This is a genomic window from Roseobacter sp. CCS2 (genome assembly GCF_000169435.1).
Lineage (GTDB): Bacteria > Pseudomonadota > Alphaproteobacteria > Rhodobacterales > Rhodobacteraceae > Yoonia.
Genome location: NZ_AAYB01000010.1, coordinates 1 through 17,431, shown reverse-complemented (window position 1 = coordinate 17,431; position 17,431 = coordinate 1). Strand labels below are relative to the sequence as shown.

Sequence of the window (17,431 nt, the reverse complement as noted above, 5' to 3'; positions counted from 1 at the left end):
GGCTTCCTTGTCTCAAAATTAGGGAAGAAAGTATCTACAAAACTGGAGATTATTCAGTTTTGGACACCTCAAGATTATTGTACGCGATGAAGCGGTTCGACCTGCCTTCAGTCCCGATGCGGTATTTCGCCAAGGCACTAACGTAACCCATTGTCTTTCAATCTAACGTAGGGTTCTCTTGCACCAGTTCATGGAGTGCAGCCGCAGACCAGTTTTTGCGTGCGATCCGTTTTAAGATACGCATGTGGCCGTTACCAGTTGCCCCTTTCGTCAGTTCCTGTCTGTCAAGCTTCACTATATCGGGGCCTTAATGGTCTTTGCGGTCAGCTTTGCGCATGCGACCGCCAATTTGGGAGAATGATATGTCATTGATTATTACAGGTGTCTTGGATGGGCCATTGACCGGCGGATTGCCAAAAGCGGTCGAGATTTTTGTGACCGCCGACATTGCCGATCTTTCGGTTTATGGTGTTGGATCCGCGAATAATGGGGGTGGTTCGGACGGCGAAGAATTTACCTTCCCCAGCGTGGCCGCCGAGGCTGGAACATATATTTATATCTCGTCCGAAGTTCCCGGTTTCACAGAATTTATGGGGTTTACTCCCGACTATACCGCGGGTGCTTTATCCGTAAATGGTGATGACGCGATTGAGGTGTTTCAGAACGGCGCTGTGATCGACCGCTTTGGCGATATCAATGTGGATGGCACCGGCCAGCCTTGGGAATACCTGGATGGCTGGGCCGCACGTAATCCCGGTGCTGTCGCCAGCCCGGATTTTGACATCACACAATGGAGCTTTTCAGGGCCAAACGCCTTTGACAATCAGGCCAGCAATGCAACAGCTGCCACGCCATTTCCAACCGCATCTTTTGATGATGTGGTGGCCACACCCACATTTGTCATCAACGAAGTCGACGCAGATCAAGACGGCACCGATAGCGCAGAGTTTATCGAGATTTATGATGGCGGCATTGGTAATGCCTCGCTCGATGGGCTGACTGTTGTGCTTTATAATGGCAATGGCGATGCGGCTTATGACACGATTTCGCTGGATGGGCTTTCAACCAATGCAGACGGGTTCTTTGTTATCGGATCCGCCAATGTGCCCAATGTTGATCTGGTAGAATTCACCACCAATGGTTTGCAAAACGGGGCTGATGCTGTCGCCCTGTATGATGGCCCTGCGCCTGCCGCGGCGACAACGGACAATTTGCTTGATGCCGTTGTCTATGGAACAAATGATGCCGACGACACAGAACTTTTGACCGCACTTGGGCAGACAGTGCAGGCCAATGAAAGCGCGAATGGCAATTCCATTGGCGATGCCGTTGCGCGCCAACCTGACGCAACCGGTGATTTTATTGCGCAAGCGCCTACACCGGGCACCAGTAACACCATTGAACCACCTGCCGAAATCACATTGATCAGTGAAATTCAGGGCGCTGTTGGCACAGACAATCTGGCGCAGGTCGGTGTTGATGACCGCAGTGCGCTTGAAGGTGAAACTGTGACCGTGCGCGCCATCGTGACGGCTGATTTTCAAAATGGTTTGTTTGGCAGCATGGGGGATCTGGACGGGTTCTATATTCAGGAAGAAGAAGTTGATTATGATTTCAATGATCTAAGCTCGGAAGGGATTTTCATCTTCGATGGCAATGCCCCACTGGTAGATGTGAACGTTGGCGATCTTGTGGAAATCACAGGGGTTGTGACTGAAAACTTTGGCCAGACCCAGATCACCGCGACAACGACGGCTGTCTTGGACACTGACCAAATGCTGCCTGACGCGGTTGAGGTCACGTTTCCGACGGCCAATATCATGCAAGATGATGACGGCAATTATGTTGCAAACCTCGAGGCTTATGAGGGTATGTTGGTCAATGTCGCGCAGGACATGACGGTGTCCGAATTGTTCAATCTGGATCGCTTTGGTGAATACACTGTCAGCGCTGATGGCAGACCTGTGCAGTTCACCCAAGATAATGCGCCTGATGTGGCAGGATTTGAACAGCATCGACAAGATATCGCCGCAGCCAAAATTGTTTTGGATGACGGGTTAGCGGGACAAAACCCTGATGTGCTGAATATCATTGACGGCAATGACGGTGTCTTGACCGCCGATGATGCGTTCCGCATGGGCGACACAATTTCGTCTATTCAAGGTGTCGTAAGCTATGGATTTGACGAGTTTCGCATCAACGCTGCCGAAGGTGATTATCAGCAGGCCAACCCGCGTCCCGAAACGCCTGATGAACTGGGCGGCAATTTCAAGGTCGCCAGCCTGAATGTGCTTAATTACTTCACTACTATTGATGAGCCGGGTGTAACGACTGACAATGGATCGGATCCTCGCGGTGCTGACTCTTTGGAAGAATTCGAAAGGCAGGCGGACAAGCTTGTAAATGCGATTGTTGCCATTGACGCGGCTGTTCTTGGGCTGGTTGAAATCGAAAATGACTTTGCCGGTGACACATTCGCGATCAAAGATATCGTGGATCGGGTGAATGCCGAATTAGGATCAGAGGTCTATGCCTTTGTTGATCCCGGTCAGGAATTTGTCGGCGGCGACGCGATTTCCAACGGGCTGATCTACAAGGTAGATGAAGTCGGTTTGAACGGTGACATGGCCATTCTGGAAACTTTCGAAGGGCGCGACTTTATTGATCCGTTGGACGCTGGCCGTGGTTTGAACCGCCCCGCCATCGCGCAAACATTTGAGGATCTTGATACCGGCCAAACCATTACTGTTTCGGTCAATCACTTCAAATCCAAAGGATCACTTTCGGGGCTTGAGGCTGATGAGGCCCAAGGCGACGGGCAAGGCAACAACAACGCGACCAGAACAGAGGCCGCCGATATCCTTGCTGCTTGGCTGAACAGCGATCCGACCGGCCAAGGGTCAGAGAATACGCTGATTTTGGGTGACCTGAATGCTTACGCTAAAGAAGACCCGCTGACGGTTCTGGCAGACGCAGGCTTTACCGATCTGGCGGCAGCGGAATTGGGGGATGCCGCTTATTCGTTCGTGTTTGACGGCCAAATCGGCACATTGGACTACGCGTTGGCCAATGACGCCTTGGCCGACAATGTTGTTGGTGTCACCGAATGGCATATCAACGCTGACGAGGCAGACGCGCTGGATTATAATCTTGATTTTGGGCGCGATCCCGCACTTTTCGATGGTGACAGTCCGAACCGCAATTCCGACCATGATCCGGTGATTGTCAGCTTCCAATTTGATCCGGTCTATAATCAGGTGGCAGGCACAAACGGCCGGGACTTCTTGTTCGGCACCGAGGGGCGGGATGACATTGATGGCAAGAAAGGCGGCGATTTCATCTTCGCTGGCGGCGGCGATGACCTGATCAGCGGCGGGCGCGGGCGTGACAAAATCCTTGCAGGCAGTGGCGATGATGAGATTGACGCCGGACGTGGTAGTGACCTCGTTATTGCCGGTGCAGGTGATGACACGATCATCAGCGGCAATGGCAAACGTGATCTGTCTTGGGGTGGCCATGGGGCAGATACCTTTGTCTTTTCAGCCGCGTTCGCAGAGAACGGGTCGCGGGACAGGACCACCATTCTGGATTTTGACGTGACGGAAGACATCATCGACCTTGGCGGTGCCGAAATCGCAAACGTCCGCGAGGCCGGTGGATCTGTCCGGATCACACTTGAGGGTGGGCACGACAGAATTGACCTGATTGGTGTGTTCGAATTTGATGATATCGTATTCGCAAACGATTTTGTCTTTGTATGACCCAAGGTCAAAATAAATGCCTGTCACCGTTATGCGGTGGCAGGACTCAGACACCTTTCTGACCCATTATGCGGAACAAAACAGCGCGGACTTTGCTAAAGGCGAAATCTGAGGAAGGCGTCCCACCCCACGACTTACCCCGAGGGCAATAATCCGTACCACTTGAAAACCAAAGCGATGGCCTAGCTTGTAAAGCGCAGTCAACGAGAGCGGTTCAAATGTCCGGTGGTCACCGAAACAATCTTGCAATCTATGATGATGTTGCTGACCAATGGTGGTCTGACGACATCCGCTGGGTGCGCACATTAAAGAATATGGTGCCGGGGCGGTTATCCTGGTTTGATCAAATGGCCGACTGGCAAGGCAAGACCGTGCTTGATCTGGGGTGCGCCGGTGGTTTCATGGCCGAGGCTTTGGATGAACGTGGCGCAACTGTCGTGGGAATTGACCCGGCCAAAGATGCGATTGCGTCCGCCAAAGCCCACGCAGAACTGACACAGCGCGATATTCGCTATGATGTGGGTGTGGGTGAAGCGTTGCCTTATGATGATGCCAGTTTTGATGCGATCGTATGCGTGGATGTTTTGGAGCATGTTCAGGACCTTGGCAAAGTGGTGTCCGAGATCGCGCGCGTCCTGCGTCCGGGTGGCACGCTGTTTTATGACACCATTAACCGCAATCCGATCGCGCGTTTCGTCACGATCACAATTGCCGAAGATGTGCTGCGCATACTGCCCAAGGGCACCCATGACCCGCAGATGTTCATCAAACCGTCAGAGCTGAAAGACCAACTCGAAAGCGCCGGGCTGGTGCCGGGAAAAACCGCGGGCCTTGGACCGCGCGGGATCAATCGGCGTGGCGACTTTGTCTTTGGCCGTGTGCCCGGCACATTCATTATTTTCATGGGGACAGCACAAAAACCCCTTTCAGCACCTGAATGAGGAGAAGAACGATGGACAACAAAACATCCAACGACCCCACGATCCGCTTTGACCGGATGTGTGAGCACCTTGCGTTGATGGCGCAAAACACACAACGCCCACAGCAGGTCGAGCAGCGTGGCGATCTGAACCTGCGCAAGGATGGATCACAGCACAGACGCTATCATGCATTCTTTGATGACCTGCAGAACTGATGCGCCCGACTTTACCTTTCCGTCGTCTTAAGGCCACCGTCGGCGCGTTTCTGACAGGGCTGCTTATCGTGTCGGCAGGTCCGACCTTGGCACTGGACCGCGATACACCGTTTGGATCAATCGACGGTGGAACGCTTGCCTTGTCGCAATGGGAAGGGCAGCCTGTTCTTGTGGTCAACACAGCCTCTATGTGTGCTTTCACCGATCAATACCGTGACCTGCAAACGCTTTATGACCAGTATCGCGATCAAGGTCTGGTCGTGCTGGCCGTCCCGTCAGATGATTTCAACCAAGAACTGTCCAGCGATGCAGAGGTGAAAGATTTTTGTGAACTGGTGTACGGCATTGATATGCCAATGACGGTGATCACCGGCGTGAAAGGGCGCAATGCCCATCCCTTTTATCAGTCACTGCGCCAAGAGGCGGGGTTTGTTCCAAGGTGGAATTTCAACAAAGTACTGCTTGATCACGACGGACGCCTTGTTGACACCTTCGCGGCACGCGTCAGCCCACTCTCCGATCAAATCACTCAAGAGATTGAAGAGTTGTTGTCTGACGTCTCTGGCTGATCAAGAACCTTATTAGGGATAAGGCTCCACTGAATTGGTTGATTAAGCCTTGTCCTGATGCCGTCACACCTTGCCCCTCCAAATGAGGGATTGTTGGTTCAGCGCGTGAATATCGACCCTTTTCGCTATGATGTCTTCGCATAATTGAACCGCGCGGCGTGCCTGCTGTTGGTTGATGTGCTTGTAAGCCGGGCGCGCCAAGTAATCATACCAAACGCCGCCGCAGATCGTATCCAGCACAATCCTTTGAAAGCAGTGATCATGTTTCACAGGCCATTGCGCGCCATGTTGCCGCGCAAGCTGCGGCAACACCTGTCGCGTAAGCCGCAAATAGTGCGCGACAGCGTCCTGGTGGTCATCACGTGCTTCAAAAAGCGACGGCGTAGTGCGTGTGTTCATCTGGCCTATTTCTGACGGTACCCTGCTGAGTTCCTTGGAACCAAGGCAGTTTGCATTAGTTCATGCATCACAAATAGAGCACCGGGTTGAAACGGCGAGGATACAGCGCAAGACCCGATGAAAATATCACCACTCTTTTTCGAGGAATCAAAAATTGAACAAACGCCTTCTTATTCTTGGTGCAACGTCCGGTATCGGGAAACTTGCAAGCGACAACGCTTTGTCGCGTGGTTATGATGTGCGTGCATTCGGGCGCAGCGCCGATACGCTTGATAAAAAACCACAGTTGGAACCTTGGGTCGGCGATGCCCTTATCGCCGAGGATATCGCCCGCGCTTTGGACGGTGTTGATGCGGTCATTTACGCCCTCGGCATCAAGGAAAGCATTGCGATGCTTTGGCAAGAGGTGACACTATTTTCCGACACCAGCCGCATTTTGATCGACCAAATGCAGCAAAAAAACATTAGACGTTTGGTTGTCGTCACCGGCTTTGGCGCCGGGCGCAGCAAGGCCGCGATGAGCCGCATAGAACGGTTGGGGCATCGCGCGATCCTTGGCAGACCCTACGCTGATAAAGACCGGCAGGAAGAACTGATCATGGCCAGTGATCTTGATTGGACAATTGTGCGTCCGGTCATTCTGACCAATAACGCCAAGACCGGGAATTTTCGTGTGTTGAGGGATGAAAAGCAGTGGCGTAATGGGCTGATATCGCGGGCGGATGTTGCCACGTATCTGGTTGATGCCGCTGCATCAGACGACGATATGCGGCGCGACGTTGTTCTTGCGCGCTAAAGCTGATGAACCGACCATACCTGATCCACATAAGTTCGCTTGTTCTGACAAAAACAGCCGACGGGCTGATTGATCCGAAACTTGTCCTTGCGTGGCTGCTGAATGCAATTGGCGCACCGGGATACATCATCGGTATTCTGGTGCCGGTGCGCGAGTCTGGTTCATTGCTTCCGCAATTGTTCCTGGCGCAAAAGATAGAAGCACGCCGTCAGCGTAAATGGTTCTGGGTGACAGGGTCGGCGGTGCAAGGTGCCGCAGCGGCCGGCATTGCAGCCGCAGCTTATTTTTTGTCCGGGCCGGTGGCAGGTTGGGTCATTCTGCTGTGTCTTGCCGTTCTTGCCGTCGCGCGCGCGGCCTGTTCCGCCAGTTTCAAGGATATCCTTGCCAGAACGGTCGAAAAAGGCAATCGCGGCAAGGTATCCGGCACGGCGAGCACCATTGCCGCTACGGTCGTTTTCATATTTGCCATATTGCTTAGTTTTGGCATCTGGCCACGCGAACCCGCTGCAGTCGCATTCGCGGTTTTTCTGGCGGGTCTGTTGTGGCTTGCGGCAGCGGCACTTTTTGCGCGGCTGTCAGAACCTGACGCCGATGCGCGCGATGATAATGATACGACTTTACCTGAACTTGTGCAGCCACTTTGGGACGACAAAGAACTGCAAACCTATATCGCGACGCGCGGTCTTCTTATCTCGACGGCTTTGGCGCCACCGTTCCTTGTTATGCTGGGTAACCTGAGCAGTGGGGCGCTGGGCAACTTAGGCGTGCTGATCATCGCATCCGCGCTCGCGTCGATCATATCGTCTTATGTGTGGGGCGCGTTGTCTGACCGGTCGAGCCGGAAAACGCTTATCGTGGCAAGCGGTGCTGCGGCGGTGACTTACGTCATGGCAGCATTAAGCGGTTTTGCAGGGGTGGGCGTTGGCAGTGACTACTTGATCCCCATTCTTATATTCATGGCGCAGATCGCATATGAAGGCGCGCGCGCCGGGCGGAAGACGCACTTAACCGATATGGATGCGGAAGGTCGCACTGCCGTCTACACAGCGCTGTCCAACACGGTGATCGGGGTGATGCTTGTGTTTGGCGGCTTGCTTGGTTTTGTTGCGGATGCGTTTGGTCCCGGGCTTGTACTGCTGATCCTTGCAGTGCTGAGTGGCTTTGCGATGGTGACAGCCTGGCAATTATCCGAAGTTCAAGCGGAGTGAGCGGGGCGCTCTAATCGTCTTTCAACGGGTCATGCCCCCAGTTCATAAGCGAATACCGCCACGCAGAGTTTTCAACATCGTTGTCAGGTCCACCTTGCGACAAATGTCGTTTGATATAGCCTACGACAGTTGCCATGTGATCCCATTGATCGTCGCTCAGATCATCCTTGTTGGTCCGTTTGATTTCAACGATCCGTCGCCCTGACTTGTGGCCGGTGCTTTCGCTGCCATCATTGTCACCAACAGACTTTGACGCGTCGGTGTCTAACCAATCTTCAAGCGCGCTTGGCGACAGATTAACAAGCTCGCGCCACTCGTCCCAGATTTCTTCATGCGATTTCGAAGATGACATTATGTGCCTCCCATGTTGCAGTGGCAAAACCGCTTATGCGGCCGTTGGTTCCCCCCAAGGTTTGCCATTTACCGCAATGCGGCATCAAATTGCGGAACTAATGGTAACGTGCGCAGTTAATAACGGCATAGTAGAGGACCATTGTTTTGAAAGCTTCAGATCTTTTTGTGAAATGCCTTGAGGCTGAAGGCGTAGAACGCATCTACGGCGTTCCCGGAGAGGAAAACGCGGATTTCATGAAGTCCCTAGAGGCGTCCTCCATCGAATTTATTCTTACCCGTCATGAACAGGGTGCCGCTTTCATGGCCAGCGTCTATGGCCGCCTTACCGGCAAGGTTGGCGTCTGTCTTGGCACCTTGGGTCCCGGTGCCACAAACCTGATCACGGGGGTCGCCGACGGAAACATGGACCGCGCACCGCTGCTGGTGATCACCGGCCAGGGTGCATTGACCAGACAGCATAAAGAAAGCCATCAGGTAATGAACGTGGTCGAAATGTATCGCCCGGTGACCAAATGGAACTGTGCTGTCAATCATCCTGATAACATCCCCGAAATCGTCCATAAGGCTATCAAACTGGCGGTCACCGAAAAGCCGGGCGCGTGCCATATCGAACTTGCCGAAGACGTGGCGGCCATGGACACAGACGCCGTCGTGTTGCGACTATCGCGCGTGCGGCGCCCTGTGCCCGACGACATGATTATTGATGAGGTCTGGGATCGGCTAAGGTCTGCAAAATCGCCCCTGATCATTGCAGGCAATGGCGCGATCCGGACCCGGGCCAGCAGGGAACTGCGGGCATTGTGCGATGCCACAGGGATCGGTGCGCTGATGACTTTTATGGCAAAAGGCGCGCTGGATTTGGATGATCCGCAGTGTTTGTTTACCGTGGGGATGGGGCAGCGTGATTTTCCCCAGCTGGCAATCGACGCGGCAGATCTGGTGCTGACCGTGGGTTATGACCCGGTTGAATATGGGCCAGCAAAGTGGAACGAAAAATGCGATCTTGATATTATCCATATGGATTTCGATCCTGCCGAAAGCGACATTCATTATCAGCCCATTGTGGAAGTCATTGGTGATTTGGCGCATGGGCTTGGCGCGCTGAACAAGCGCATCCAGCGCGACGGGACACCGCAATATGATCTGACAGCGCAGAAGAAACTGCGCCAAAAGATGATGGATGAATTCAAACAATACGCAGACGACGAAACCAAAGGGTCAATTAGGCCGCAGAAAGCAATCGCAGATGCGCGCGCTGTTCTGGGTGCACATGATATTTTGCTGTCGGGGGTTGGTGCGCACAAGATGTGGGTGGCACGGCACTTTCAGTCTCATGAACCGAACACATGCCTGATTTCGAACGGGTTTTGTTCGATGGGGATGCCATTGCCCGGTGCGATTGCCGCCAAGCACGCCGATCCATCTGCCAAGGTACTCGCGATCCTTGGCGATGGTGACATCATGATGAATGTGCAGGAAATGGAAACGGCCTCTCGCCTTGGCTCTGACATCACGCTTTTGGTTTGGGAAGACAAAGCCTATGGCCTGATCGCATGGAAACAAGAACAGGATTTTGGGTCCCACACCGATCTTTCTTTCAATAATCCTGATTGGGCCCAATTGTGCAATGCGATGGGCTGGCATCATCAGGCCTGTGATGCGTCGGTTGATTTGCAGGACTGTCTGAAAACAGCGCTGGATCATGAAGGACCTGCGATGGTCGTGATCCCGATTGACTACCGTGAAAACATGGAGTTGACCAAGCGGCTTGGCAGCATAGATCAGACATTCTGAGGTGTGGCATCGCCATGCGTCCAGAACGGTCGGAACCATATGTGACTAAGGCGGTTGTCTATTCACGCGATATGAAAGGGACAACGCCATGACAATTGATAACAAGCGGTTTTGGGAAATTCTGAAAGACACGCCGATCTGCATGGTTACGACGGTCGATGGCAACGTTTTGCGATCACGCCCCATGGCACCGTATATCGACACGAACAAAAAGACGATCCAGTTCATGACGGACGGCGACAGCGCCAAGCTGTTCGAGATCGCGGAGAATAAGGAAATCGGGCTTAGCTTTGCCGATCAGAAGAACATGGTTTTCGCATCGGTATCCGCGACAGCGACTGTTAGTCGTGACAAGGCATTGATCAATGAACTTTGGGATGCCTATGCCGAAGTCTTTTTTGGAAACGGTCCTGAAGGTGCTGATGTCGCCATTATCAAAGCTGAACCGACCCAGGCTGAGTTTTGGGACAACAGCAAAGGCACCCTCGCAATCGCCGCAGAGATGACACGCGCCTTTTTCTCAGATGATGGGCCGAACCTTGGTGACAATGAAAAGCTTCAAACGTCTTGATTAAAGGACGCCCCGCAAAAAGGCCCAAAAAAACATGAGTTTCTCACTTAGCACGCATCACGAAAACCTGCAGGCATTCCTGAATGACCGCGCACCGCACCAGCCGGAATTTCATCAGGCAGTGGAAGAAGTGATGGCGGACATCAAGCCGATCATCGACCAGTCAGAGCCTTATAAAAAGGCAAATGTGTTCGAACGGTTGGTAGAGCCTGAACGTGTAATTTCGTTTCAGGTTGCCTGGCAAAACGATGCGGGCGCGGTTGAGGTCAATCGCGGCTATCGCGTGCAATTTAACGGCGCTATCGGGGCTTATAAGGGCGGCTTACGGTTTCATCCCACAGTAAACCCATCCGTTCTAAAGTTTTTAGCTTTTGAACAGACCTTCAAGAACGCCTTGACCGGGTTGCCGATGGGGGGTGCTAAGGGTGGGTCAGATTTTGATCCGACCGGGCGATCAGATGCAGAAATCATGCGCTTTTGCACGGCCTTCATGCAAGAACTGCATCGCCATATCGGGCCAGACATCGACGTGCCGGCAGGGGACATCAATGTTGGCGCGCGCGAGATTGGCTATCTGTTTGGTGCCTACAGACGCATTCAAGGCAAGTTTGAAGGTATTCTGACCGGCAAGGGTGAGGCATTCGCGGGCAGTGCTATGCGGACCGAAGCAACAGGTTATGGGGTGATGTATTTTCTGTCGGACATGCTGAAGTCCCATGACGATAGCATTGATGGAAAGACGATCATCATCTCGGGGGCAGGCAATGTCGCTACATATGCAGCTGAAAAGGCAGTTGCATTGGGCGCAAAGGTGATCAGCCTCTCTGACAGTTCTGGTTTCGTGTATGACGCAGATGGGCTGACGCAGGAAAAGATAGACTGGGTGCGCGCGCACAAGGCAAAGGCCGGTGCAAGTTTGGCCGCTTATGTTGATGCATTTGGTGGTAAATGGGCAAAAGGCGAAACGCCTTGGTCTTTGAAAGCTGACATCGCAGCACCTTGCGCCACCCAAAACGAGCTGGGCAAACAGGATGCAAAAACCTTGGCTAAGAACGGCATCAAGGCCGTTATTGAAGGCGCCAACATGCCAACAACGGCGGACGCGAAAAAGGTATTGAGCGACAAAGATATTCTTTTCGCACCCGGCAAAGCAGCAAATGCAGGCGGTGTCGCCGTATCCGGTTTAGAAATCAGCCAAAACCGTCAGCGCCAATCAAGCGGGCCCGACGAAGTTGATAACGCACTGCAGAATATCATGTCTGACATTCACGCATCATGCGTCGCTGAAGGACAAAAAGACGGCAAGGTCGATTATGCCAAGGGCGCGAATATCGCCGGTTTCCGAAAAGTAGCGGATGCAATGGTTGCCCAAGGTGTCGGTTAGAGCGTTGTACGTTCTGGCCCGCGTGATCATGCCCGCCGCTTGCGAAATGCCGCCAAACCCAAGGCTTTGGCACTTTGCGCGACGGCACGCCATGCAGACATTTTCGGATTTGGTTCCAATCCTGCGCCCAACCGCCTGATTTGGGTTTCATAGTATGACACTGCAATCATAAACATCTTGTCGAGCGATTTAATACCGGTGCTTGGTCGCCCCACATCGCAAGTGTAATCCGGGTTGGCTGCGGCATGTTGCGGCAGTTCGGGATCCAGCGTCAAAGCACGCGCAATGCCGATGAAATCCGTCGCCCCAGATACCAATGCTGTTTCCATTGCCGCGACTGAACGAAAGCCGCCGGTGACGGCAAGGGCAACACTGGTGTGCTTTCTGGCGTTTGCAGCAAAATCAAGGAAGTATGCCTCGCGCGTTGTTGATTGTTTGACACCCGTCATGGCCGGGCTTTCGTAATTACCACCCGAGATTTCAATCAGGTCAATCCCTTCGGCAGACAGTGCCGCGATCAGATCATAGGCTTCGTCGCCTTCAAATCCGCCTTTCTGGAAATCAGCGCTGTTCATCTTGATAGATACCGGAAAATCAGGCCCGACAGTGGCCCTGACAGCGCGGTAAACCTCAAGCACGAACCGGCGCCGGTTTTCAGCACTGCCACCCCATTGGTCGGTGCGGCGGTTGTGGTGTGGCGACAAGAATTGACTGACAAGATATCCGTGTGCGCCGTGTATCTGCACACCATCGAACCCTGCACGTTGGACCAGCCCCGCTGTTGTGGCAAAGCGTTTGATCAAATCGGTGATTTCTTCACCGACTAGTGCTTTTGGCGTAGCAAAGGCAGCCTCAAGCCCGGCACCCAAAGGAACCGCGCTGGGTGCGACCGGCTGTGGTGTCAAAAACTTGGGGCTTTGTTTGCCGGGATGATTGATTTGCATCCAAAAGCGCGCATCGGGATTGGCCTGATGTACAGCATCAGACCATGACGCAAACCGGTCCAAATGTGCATCGTTTTCAAGCACGACATTGCCGGGTTCGCCTAACGCCGTTTTGTCGATCATCACATTGCCTGTGACCAGAATGCCGGTACCGCCAGCAGCCCACCGCGCATAGACACGGTTGTGTGCTTGCGTCGGCAAATGCTCTCCCTGCACCGCCATTACCTCGCTCATGGCGGATTTGAAGAACCGGTTGGGTGCACCGATCTTTCCGCCCTCATCGAACGGGCTGAACAGGGTCGGTGCATGGGCGGGTGAAGGTGATGTGGTCATCTATATCTCAATTCCTGCGCTTGGCGGTCACAGATATGTGGGCATGCCGGTTTGCAGCACAAGGTAATCAGTCTGATGACTTTGCGTCGCTTACCAACGGATTAGGGGTTCCATTCGTCAAAGTTGCGAATGTCTGATCTACGGCTAGGGCAGGGCGGCTACTGACCGTTTCACAAGCTTATGCAGGGGCAAACAAGTCTTTATAGTCTTCGCGCAATGCCTTTTTTTGAACTTTGCCCATCGTGTTGCGTGGCAGTTCTGGCAGCACGATCAGCTTTTGTGGATGTTTAAAGCGTGCAAGCGAGGTGCCGATATTTTTCTTGATCGCATCAAGGTCAAGTTCCGCTTCGCCTTCGGCAACAAGAACACCCACGACCGTTTCGCCAAAATCAGGATGCGGAACACCGATAACGGCGCTTTCCAGAACGCCTTTTTCTGCATCCAACAAAAGTTCAATCTCTTTGGGGTAAATATTGTACCCACCCGAGATAATCAGGTCTTTGTTGCGCCCGACGATGTGTAAATAGCCGTCCTCATCAATTTGCCCAAGATCACCGGTAATAAAGAACCCATCTTCCCGCAGCTCTTCGGCGGTCTTTTCCGGCATTTGCCAATACCCCTTAAAAATGTTCGGACCCCGTACCTCGATTTCGCCGATCTCGCCTTGGGGAAGGGTCGCTCCGGTATTACTGTCAGTGATCTTGATTTCAATTCCCGGAAGTGGAAAGCCAACGGTGCCTGCGCGACGCTCACCGTTGTATGGGTTGGACGTGTTCATGTTTGTCTCTGTCATGCCATAGCGTTCAAGAATGCGGTGGCCGGTACGCTCTTCAAACTGCACATGGGTTTCAGCAAGAAGCGGTGCACTGCCAGAAACAAACAGCCGCATATCCTGCGCCAATTTCTTGGTGAACCGTGCATCCTCTAACAGACGTGTATAGAATGTGGGAACGCCCATCATCGTTGTCGCAGTCGGCATGCGGTCAATAATCACATCCAAATCAAATTTTGGCATGAAAAAGATTTTGCTACCGGCAAGCAGCGAAATGTTCGTCGCCACGAACAGCCCATGCGTGTGAAAAATGGGCAGCGCATGAAGCAGAACATCATCGGATGTGAACGCCCATTCATTGGCCAGTGTCTTGCTGTTTGAAAGCAGATTGCCTTGCGTAAGCATCGCCCCCTTGGAACGCCCTGTCGTCCCAGACGTATAAAGGAAGGCGGCCAAATCATCCTCGGACCGGTCAGCGGTTTTGAATTCTGGCGACATAAGCTTTGCCTGCGTCGCAAAACTGCCGCGTCCGTCGGTGTTCATCGTTTCAAGGACTGCACCGGCTGCTTTCGCAACGGGTGCCAAGGCCTCGGATCGACGTTCGTCACAAAGAACGACCCGCGCACCGCTGTTTTCGACAAAATACGAAACTTCATCAGCCGTATAGGCTGTATTCAAGGGCAGAAAGACGATACCGGCTTGCACGCAGGCGGCGTAGACGGCCAAAGCTTGTGGGGACTTTGCGACCTGCACGGCGACGCGGTCGCCAGGCCTTACCCCAAGTTGGGCAAACACATGGGCATATTGTGCTGCCAGTTCAAGAAACGCATTGTGCGAAATGATCGTGCCATCGGCTAACTCAAGAAATGGCGTTGTCTTACCTTTGTGCTGCCCGAAAAGTGTATCATACAAAGGGTTTGCCATGTTCAACTTCCTTAGCTTTTGGTCACTGATCCGCTGAGTGTTTTCACGGTTGCGGATGCGACGACAGTTTGGTCACCGACAAATTTCTCGTGGTTTTGTGAAATTTGGGTCAGGTCATAAAGATAGTTCACCATTGCCCCGTTCGATTGCCTACGCCCATTGGGCGAAACATCTGCGTTGGCATGGACAGCATGAACCAAAGCGCCATTGCCAAGATGGAACCGCGCGACCGGATCATATGGCATGCCGTCTGATCTTTTGGCGTTCAGCAGATAATAGGCCGCCAATGCCTGATCATCAGCGCTTTTCACAGCGTCGACACCTGTTTCTTCAAGCCATTTGTTCAAGCCGGGGATCGGCGACAGCGTCACAAATGTCGTAAGCCCCGGCAATTCTTTTGCCAGATCCGCGACAACTTGTTTGATAAGTGAATTACCAAAGGAAATGCCGGCAAGTCCCGCTTGGCAGTTGGAAATCGAATAGAAAACAGCCGTATCGGCGTCTTCTGCATCAATCTCGTCCCGATCATCCGTCAGCAAATCCTGGACAGAGCTTGGCACACCTTTGGTCAGTGCCACCTCAACGAAAATAAGCGGCTCATCAGCCATCGACGGGTGAAAAAAGCCAAAGCAACGCCGGTCTGTGGGCTTTAGCCTGCGCCGAAGATCATCCCAACTGTCAATTTCATGTACCGCTTCATAAGCGATGATTTTTCAAGAATGTTCGCCGGGCTTGCCCAGTCAATTGGGCGGAGCACCAGAAAACCGCGATTGAACCATGACGCAAACAAATGCTTGAAATCCACATCCAAAGGTTCCAGATCAGGCTGTTCCCGCATCATGCCCAGCAAATCTTTGCGCATCTGAACCAGCCGACCGGTGGCACCGGGCACTTGATTAAGCCGTCTTGCCAACTCTTGGCGTCGCGGCTCACAGGCAAGTGCAAAAGCACGATAGGTACTTTTGCTGGGTTTATCTTTGTAAGCCTCCAGCGCGCTGATAACGCCATCGGGGTCGATTTCGAGTTGATGGGTCACAAACTCAAAAAAGGCCGATTTCTCGTCTTTGTTCATCGCCGCGTAGCGGTCCAACAGGTTGCGCGCCAGCGTTCCGCCTGACACCTCCCCATGGCTGCTCAGCAGGTCCTCACACAAATCCGATGTTGTGCGGCTGTCGACCTCCTCTGAAAGCGCCTTTTGATAGCGCCGCTCAAATATAGTGGAAATCAAGCCACCGAAGTAGCTCATACCGCTTCTCCCATGACGAAGTCAGGCAGCCATGTGGCGATGCCGGGAAAGAAGCAAAGCAGGATGATTGCAATCACCATGCACGCCACGAAAGGAAGCGATCCCTTCAGGATGGTCTTGAGCGAGATGTCAGGCGCGATGCCATTGATCACATAAAGGTTCAAACCGACCGGTGGGGATATCAAACCAATCTCCATGTTGATCGTCAGAACAACCGCAAACCAGATAGGATCAAAACCAGCCGTTGTGATGATCGGCAGCAAGATCGGTGCCGCCATCAGGATCACAGCTACAGGTGGCAAAAAGAAGCCAGCAACCAACAGAAACAGCATGACAAATGTCATCAGCACCCAGCGGTTTACATCCAGCGTTCCAATCCATTCGGCAATCGCCTGGGTGATGAACAGGCTTGACAGCATATAGGAAAAGACACCAGCCGCGGCGATGATGAACATGATCATCACGCTTTCCTTGGTGCTGTCGCGCAGAACGACCCACAGATCCTTGGGGTTCCAAAGCTTGTAGATGATCATCGCGATCAACAGGCAAAGAAGCGCGCCAACCGCGGCAGTTTCAGATGGCGTCGCGATGCCACCATACATGGCATAAAGCACACCAACGATGATCGCGAGAAACGGTAAGACCCGCGGCAGAATTTCAAACTTTTCTTTCCAAGAATAGGTTCGCGTCGACAGCAATTGCTTGTCGCCAGACTGCCACGTTGAATACAGCGACCAGATCATGAAAAGCGCAACAAGCAAAAGGCCCGGCAGAACGCCCGCAAGAAAAAGACGACCAATCGAGGTTTCTGTCGCGATGCCGTAAACGATCATCGTGACAGATGGCGGAATAAGAATACCCAACGTGCCGCCCGCCGCGATGGAACCCGCCGCCACACCATCAGGATAGCCACGTTTGCGCATTTCCGGGATGCCCATCTTTCCGATGGCCGCACAGGTCGCCGGGCTGGACCCGGACATTGCTGCAAACAAGGCACAGGCCCCAAGGTTGGAAATGACAAGGCCACCGGGCACGCGTGTCAGCCAGCGTTCCAGCGCTTCGTAAAGATCAGCACCGGCGCGGGTTGATGCAATGGACGACCCCATAATGATGAACATCGGGATCGACAAAAGCGCGAAGTTATCAAGCTTTCCGAACAGGATTTCAGGGATCAGTTCAAGCGAGCGTAACCCGTCGAAAATCAGCAGAAACCCGGTTGAGACGATCAGCAACCCAAGTGC

General features: G+C 53.1%; 14 protein-coding genes and 1 pseudogene. 9 read left to right on the top strand and 6 right to left on the bottom strand.

From position 1 onward, the window contains the following. The first annotated feature begins 362 nt into the window (after positions 1–362). The 4 genes from RCCS2_RS18030 to RCCS2_RS17480 all read left to right on the top strand — a co-directional run bounded on the left by RCCS2_RS18030 (position 363) and on the right by RCCS2_RS17480 (position 5,465). The gene (locus tag RCCS2_RS18030) at positions 363–3,761 is read left to right on the top strand and encodes an ExeM/NucH family extracellular endonuclease (RefSeq protein ID WP_008236807.1); all 3,399 of its coding nucleotides are present in this window, start codon (positions 363–365) and stop codon (positions 3,759–3,761) included. Positions 3,762–3,979: 218 nt separating this feature from the next. Next, on the top strand, positions 3,980–4,702 hold the full coding sequence (ubiG, locus tag RCCS2_RS17490) for a bifunctional 2-polyprenyl-6-hydroxyphenol methylase/3-demethylubiquinol 3-O-methyltransferase UbiG (RefSeq protein WP_008236798.1): 723 nt from the start codon (positions 3,980–3,982) through the stop codon (positions 4,700–4,702). Positions 4,703–4,713: 11 nt separating this feature from the next. After that, positions 4,714–4,896 (top strand): hypothetical protein, encoded by a 183-nt coding sequence (locus tag RCCS2_RS17485; RefSeq protein ID WP_008236796.1) that lies wholly within the window; start codon positions 4,714–4,716, stop codon positions 4,894–4,896. Next, complete coding sequence (locus RCCS2_RS17480) at positions 4,896–5,465, top strand: glutathione peroxidase (protein ID WP_008236795.1); 570 nt, start codon at positions 4,896–4,898, stop codon at positions 5,463–5,465. The genes RCCS2_RS17485 and RCCS2_RS17480 overlap by 1 nt, the downstream gene beginning before the upstream one ends. A gap of 63 nt (positions 5,466–5,528) precedes the next feature. Here RCCS2_RS17480 and RCCS2_RS17475 read toward each other — a convergent pair whose 3' ends face one another. Beyond that, positions 5,529–5,864: a hypothetical protein gene (locus RCCS2_RS17475; RefSeq protein WP_008236794.1), complete on the bottom strand. Its 336-nt coding sequence runs from the start codon at positions 5,862–5,864 to the stop codon at positions 5,529–5,531. A 154-nt stretch (positions 5,865–6,018) separates the two neighbouring features. On the opposite strand from RCCS2_RS17475, the gene RCCS2_RS17470 reads away from it, so the two are divergent. Then, positions 6,019–6,660 carry an NAD(P)-dependent oxidoreductase gene (locus RCCS2_RS17470; protein ID WP_008236793.1) on the top strand — a complete coding sequence of 214 codons (642 nt, stop codon included), beginning with the start codon at positions 6,019–6,021 and terminating at the stop codon, positions 6,658–6,660. Positions 6,661–6,665: 5 nt separating this feature from the next. Beyond that, positions 6,666–7,868: an MFS transporter gene (locus RCCS2_RS17465; RefSeq protein ID WP_008236791.1), complete on the top strand. Its 1,203-nt coding sequence runs from the start codon at positions 6,666–6,668 to the stop codon at positions 7,866–7,868. Positions 7,869–7,878: 10 nt separating this feature from the next. Here the strand turns inward: RCCS2_RS17465 and RCCS2_RS17460 are convergent, their stop codons facing one another. Beyond that, positions 7,879–8,220, bottom strand: coding sequence for a DUF3140 domain-containing protein (locus RCCS2_RS17460; protein WP_008236790.1), 342 nt, complete (start codon positions 8,218–8,220; stop codon positions 7,879–7,881). 146 nt (positions 8,221–8,366) lie between these two features. Between RCCS2_RS17460 and RCCS2_RS17455 the strand changes: the two genes are divergently transcribed. The 3 genes from RCCS2_RS17455 (at position 8,367) to gdhA (ending at position 11,971) form a co-directional block, all read left to right on the top strand. After that, a complete protein-coding gene (locus tag RCCS2_RS17455) occupies positions 8,367–10,016 on the top strand; it encodes an acetolactate synthase large subunit (protein WP_037294522.1) in 1,650 nt (549 codons plus the stop codon). Positions 10,017–10,104: 88 nt separating this feature from the next. Continuing rightward, a complete protein-coding gene (locus tag RCCS2_RS17450) occupies positions 10,105–10,587 on the top strand; it encodes a pyridoxamine 5'-phosphate oxidase family protein (protein WP_008236786.1) in 483 nt (160 codons plus the stop codon). A gap of 34 nt (positions 10,588–10,621) precedes the next feature. After that, a complete protein-coding gene (gdhA, locus tag RCCS2_RS17445; protein WP_008236782.1) occupies positions 10,622–11,971 on the top strand; it encodes an NADP-specific glutamate dehydrogenase in 1,350 nt (449 codons plus the stop codon). A 26-nt stretch (positions 11,972–11,997) separates the two neighbouring features. On the opposite strand, the gene RCCS2_RS17440 is transcribed toward gdhA, so the two are convergent. The 4 genes and pseudogenes from RCCS2_RS17440 to RCCS2_RS17425 form a co-directional block, all read right to left on the bottom strand. Then, on the bottom strand, positions 11,998–13,248 hold the full coding sequence (locus RCCS2_RS17440) for an NADH:flavin oxidoreductase/NADH oxidase family protein (RefSeq protein ID WP_008236780.1): 1,251 nt from the start codon (positions 13,246–13,248) through the stop codon (positions 11,998–12,000). A gap of 178 nt (positions 13,249–13,426) precedes the next feature. Beyond that, the gene (locus tag RCCS2_RS17435) at positions 13,427–14,944 is read right to left on the bottom strand and encodes a malonate--CoA ligase (RefSeq protein WP_008236779.1); all 1,518 of its coding nucleotides are present in this window, start codon (positions 14,942–14,944) and stop codon (positions 13,427–13,429) included. An 11-nt stretch (positions 14,945–14,955) separates the two neighbouring features. Continuing rightward, positions 14,956–16,190 (bottom strand): annotated as a pseudogene (locus tag RCCS2_RS17430) (malonyl-CoA decarboxylase). Continuing rightward, positions 16,187–17,431, bottom strand: a 1,245-nt coding sequence (locus RCCS2_RS17425; RefSeq protein WP_008236773.1) for a TRAP transporter large permease, incomplete at its 5' end; no start/stop codon positions are given. The pseudogene RCCS2_RS17430 and the gene RCCS2_RS17425, both read right to left, overlap by 4 nt.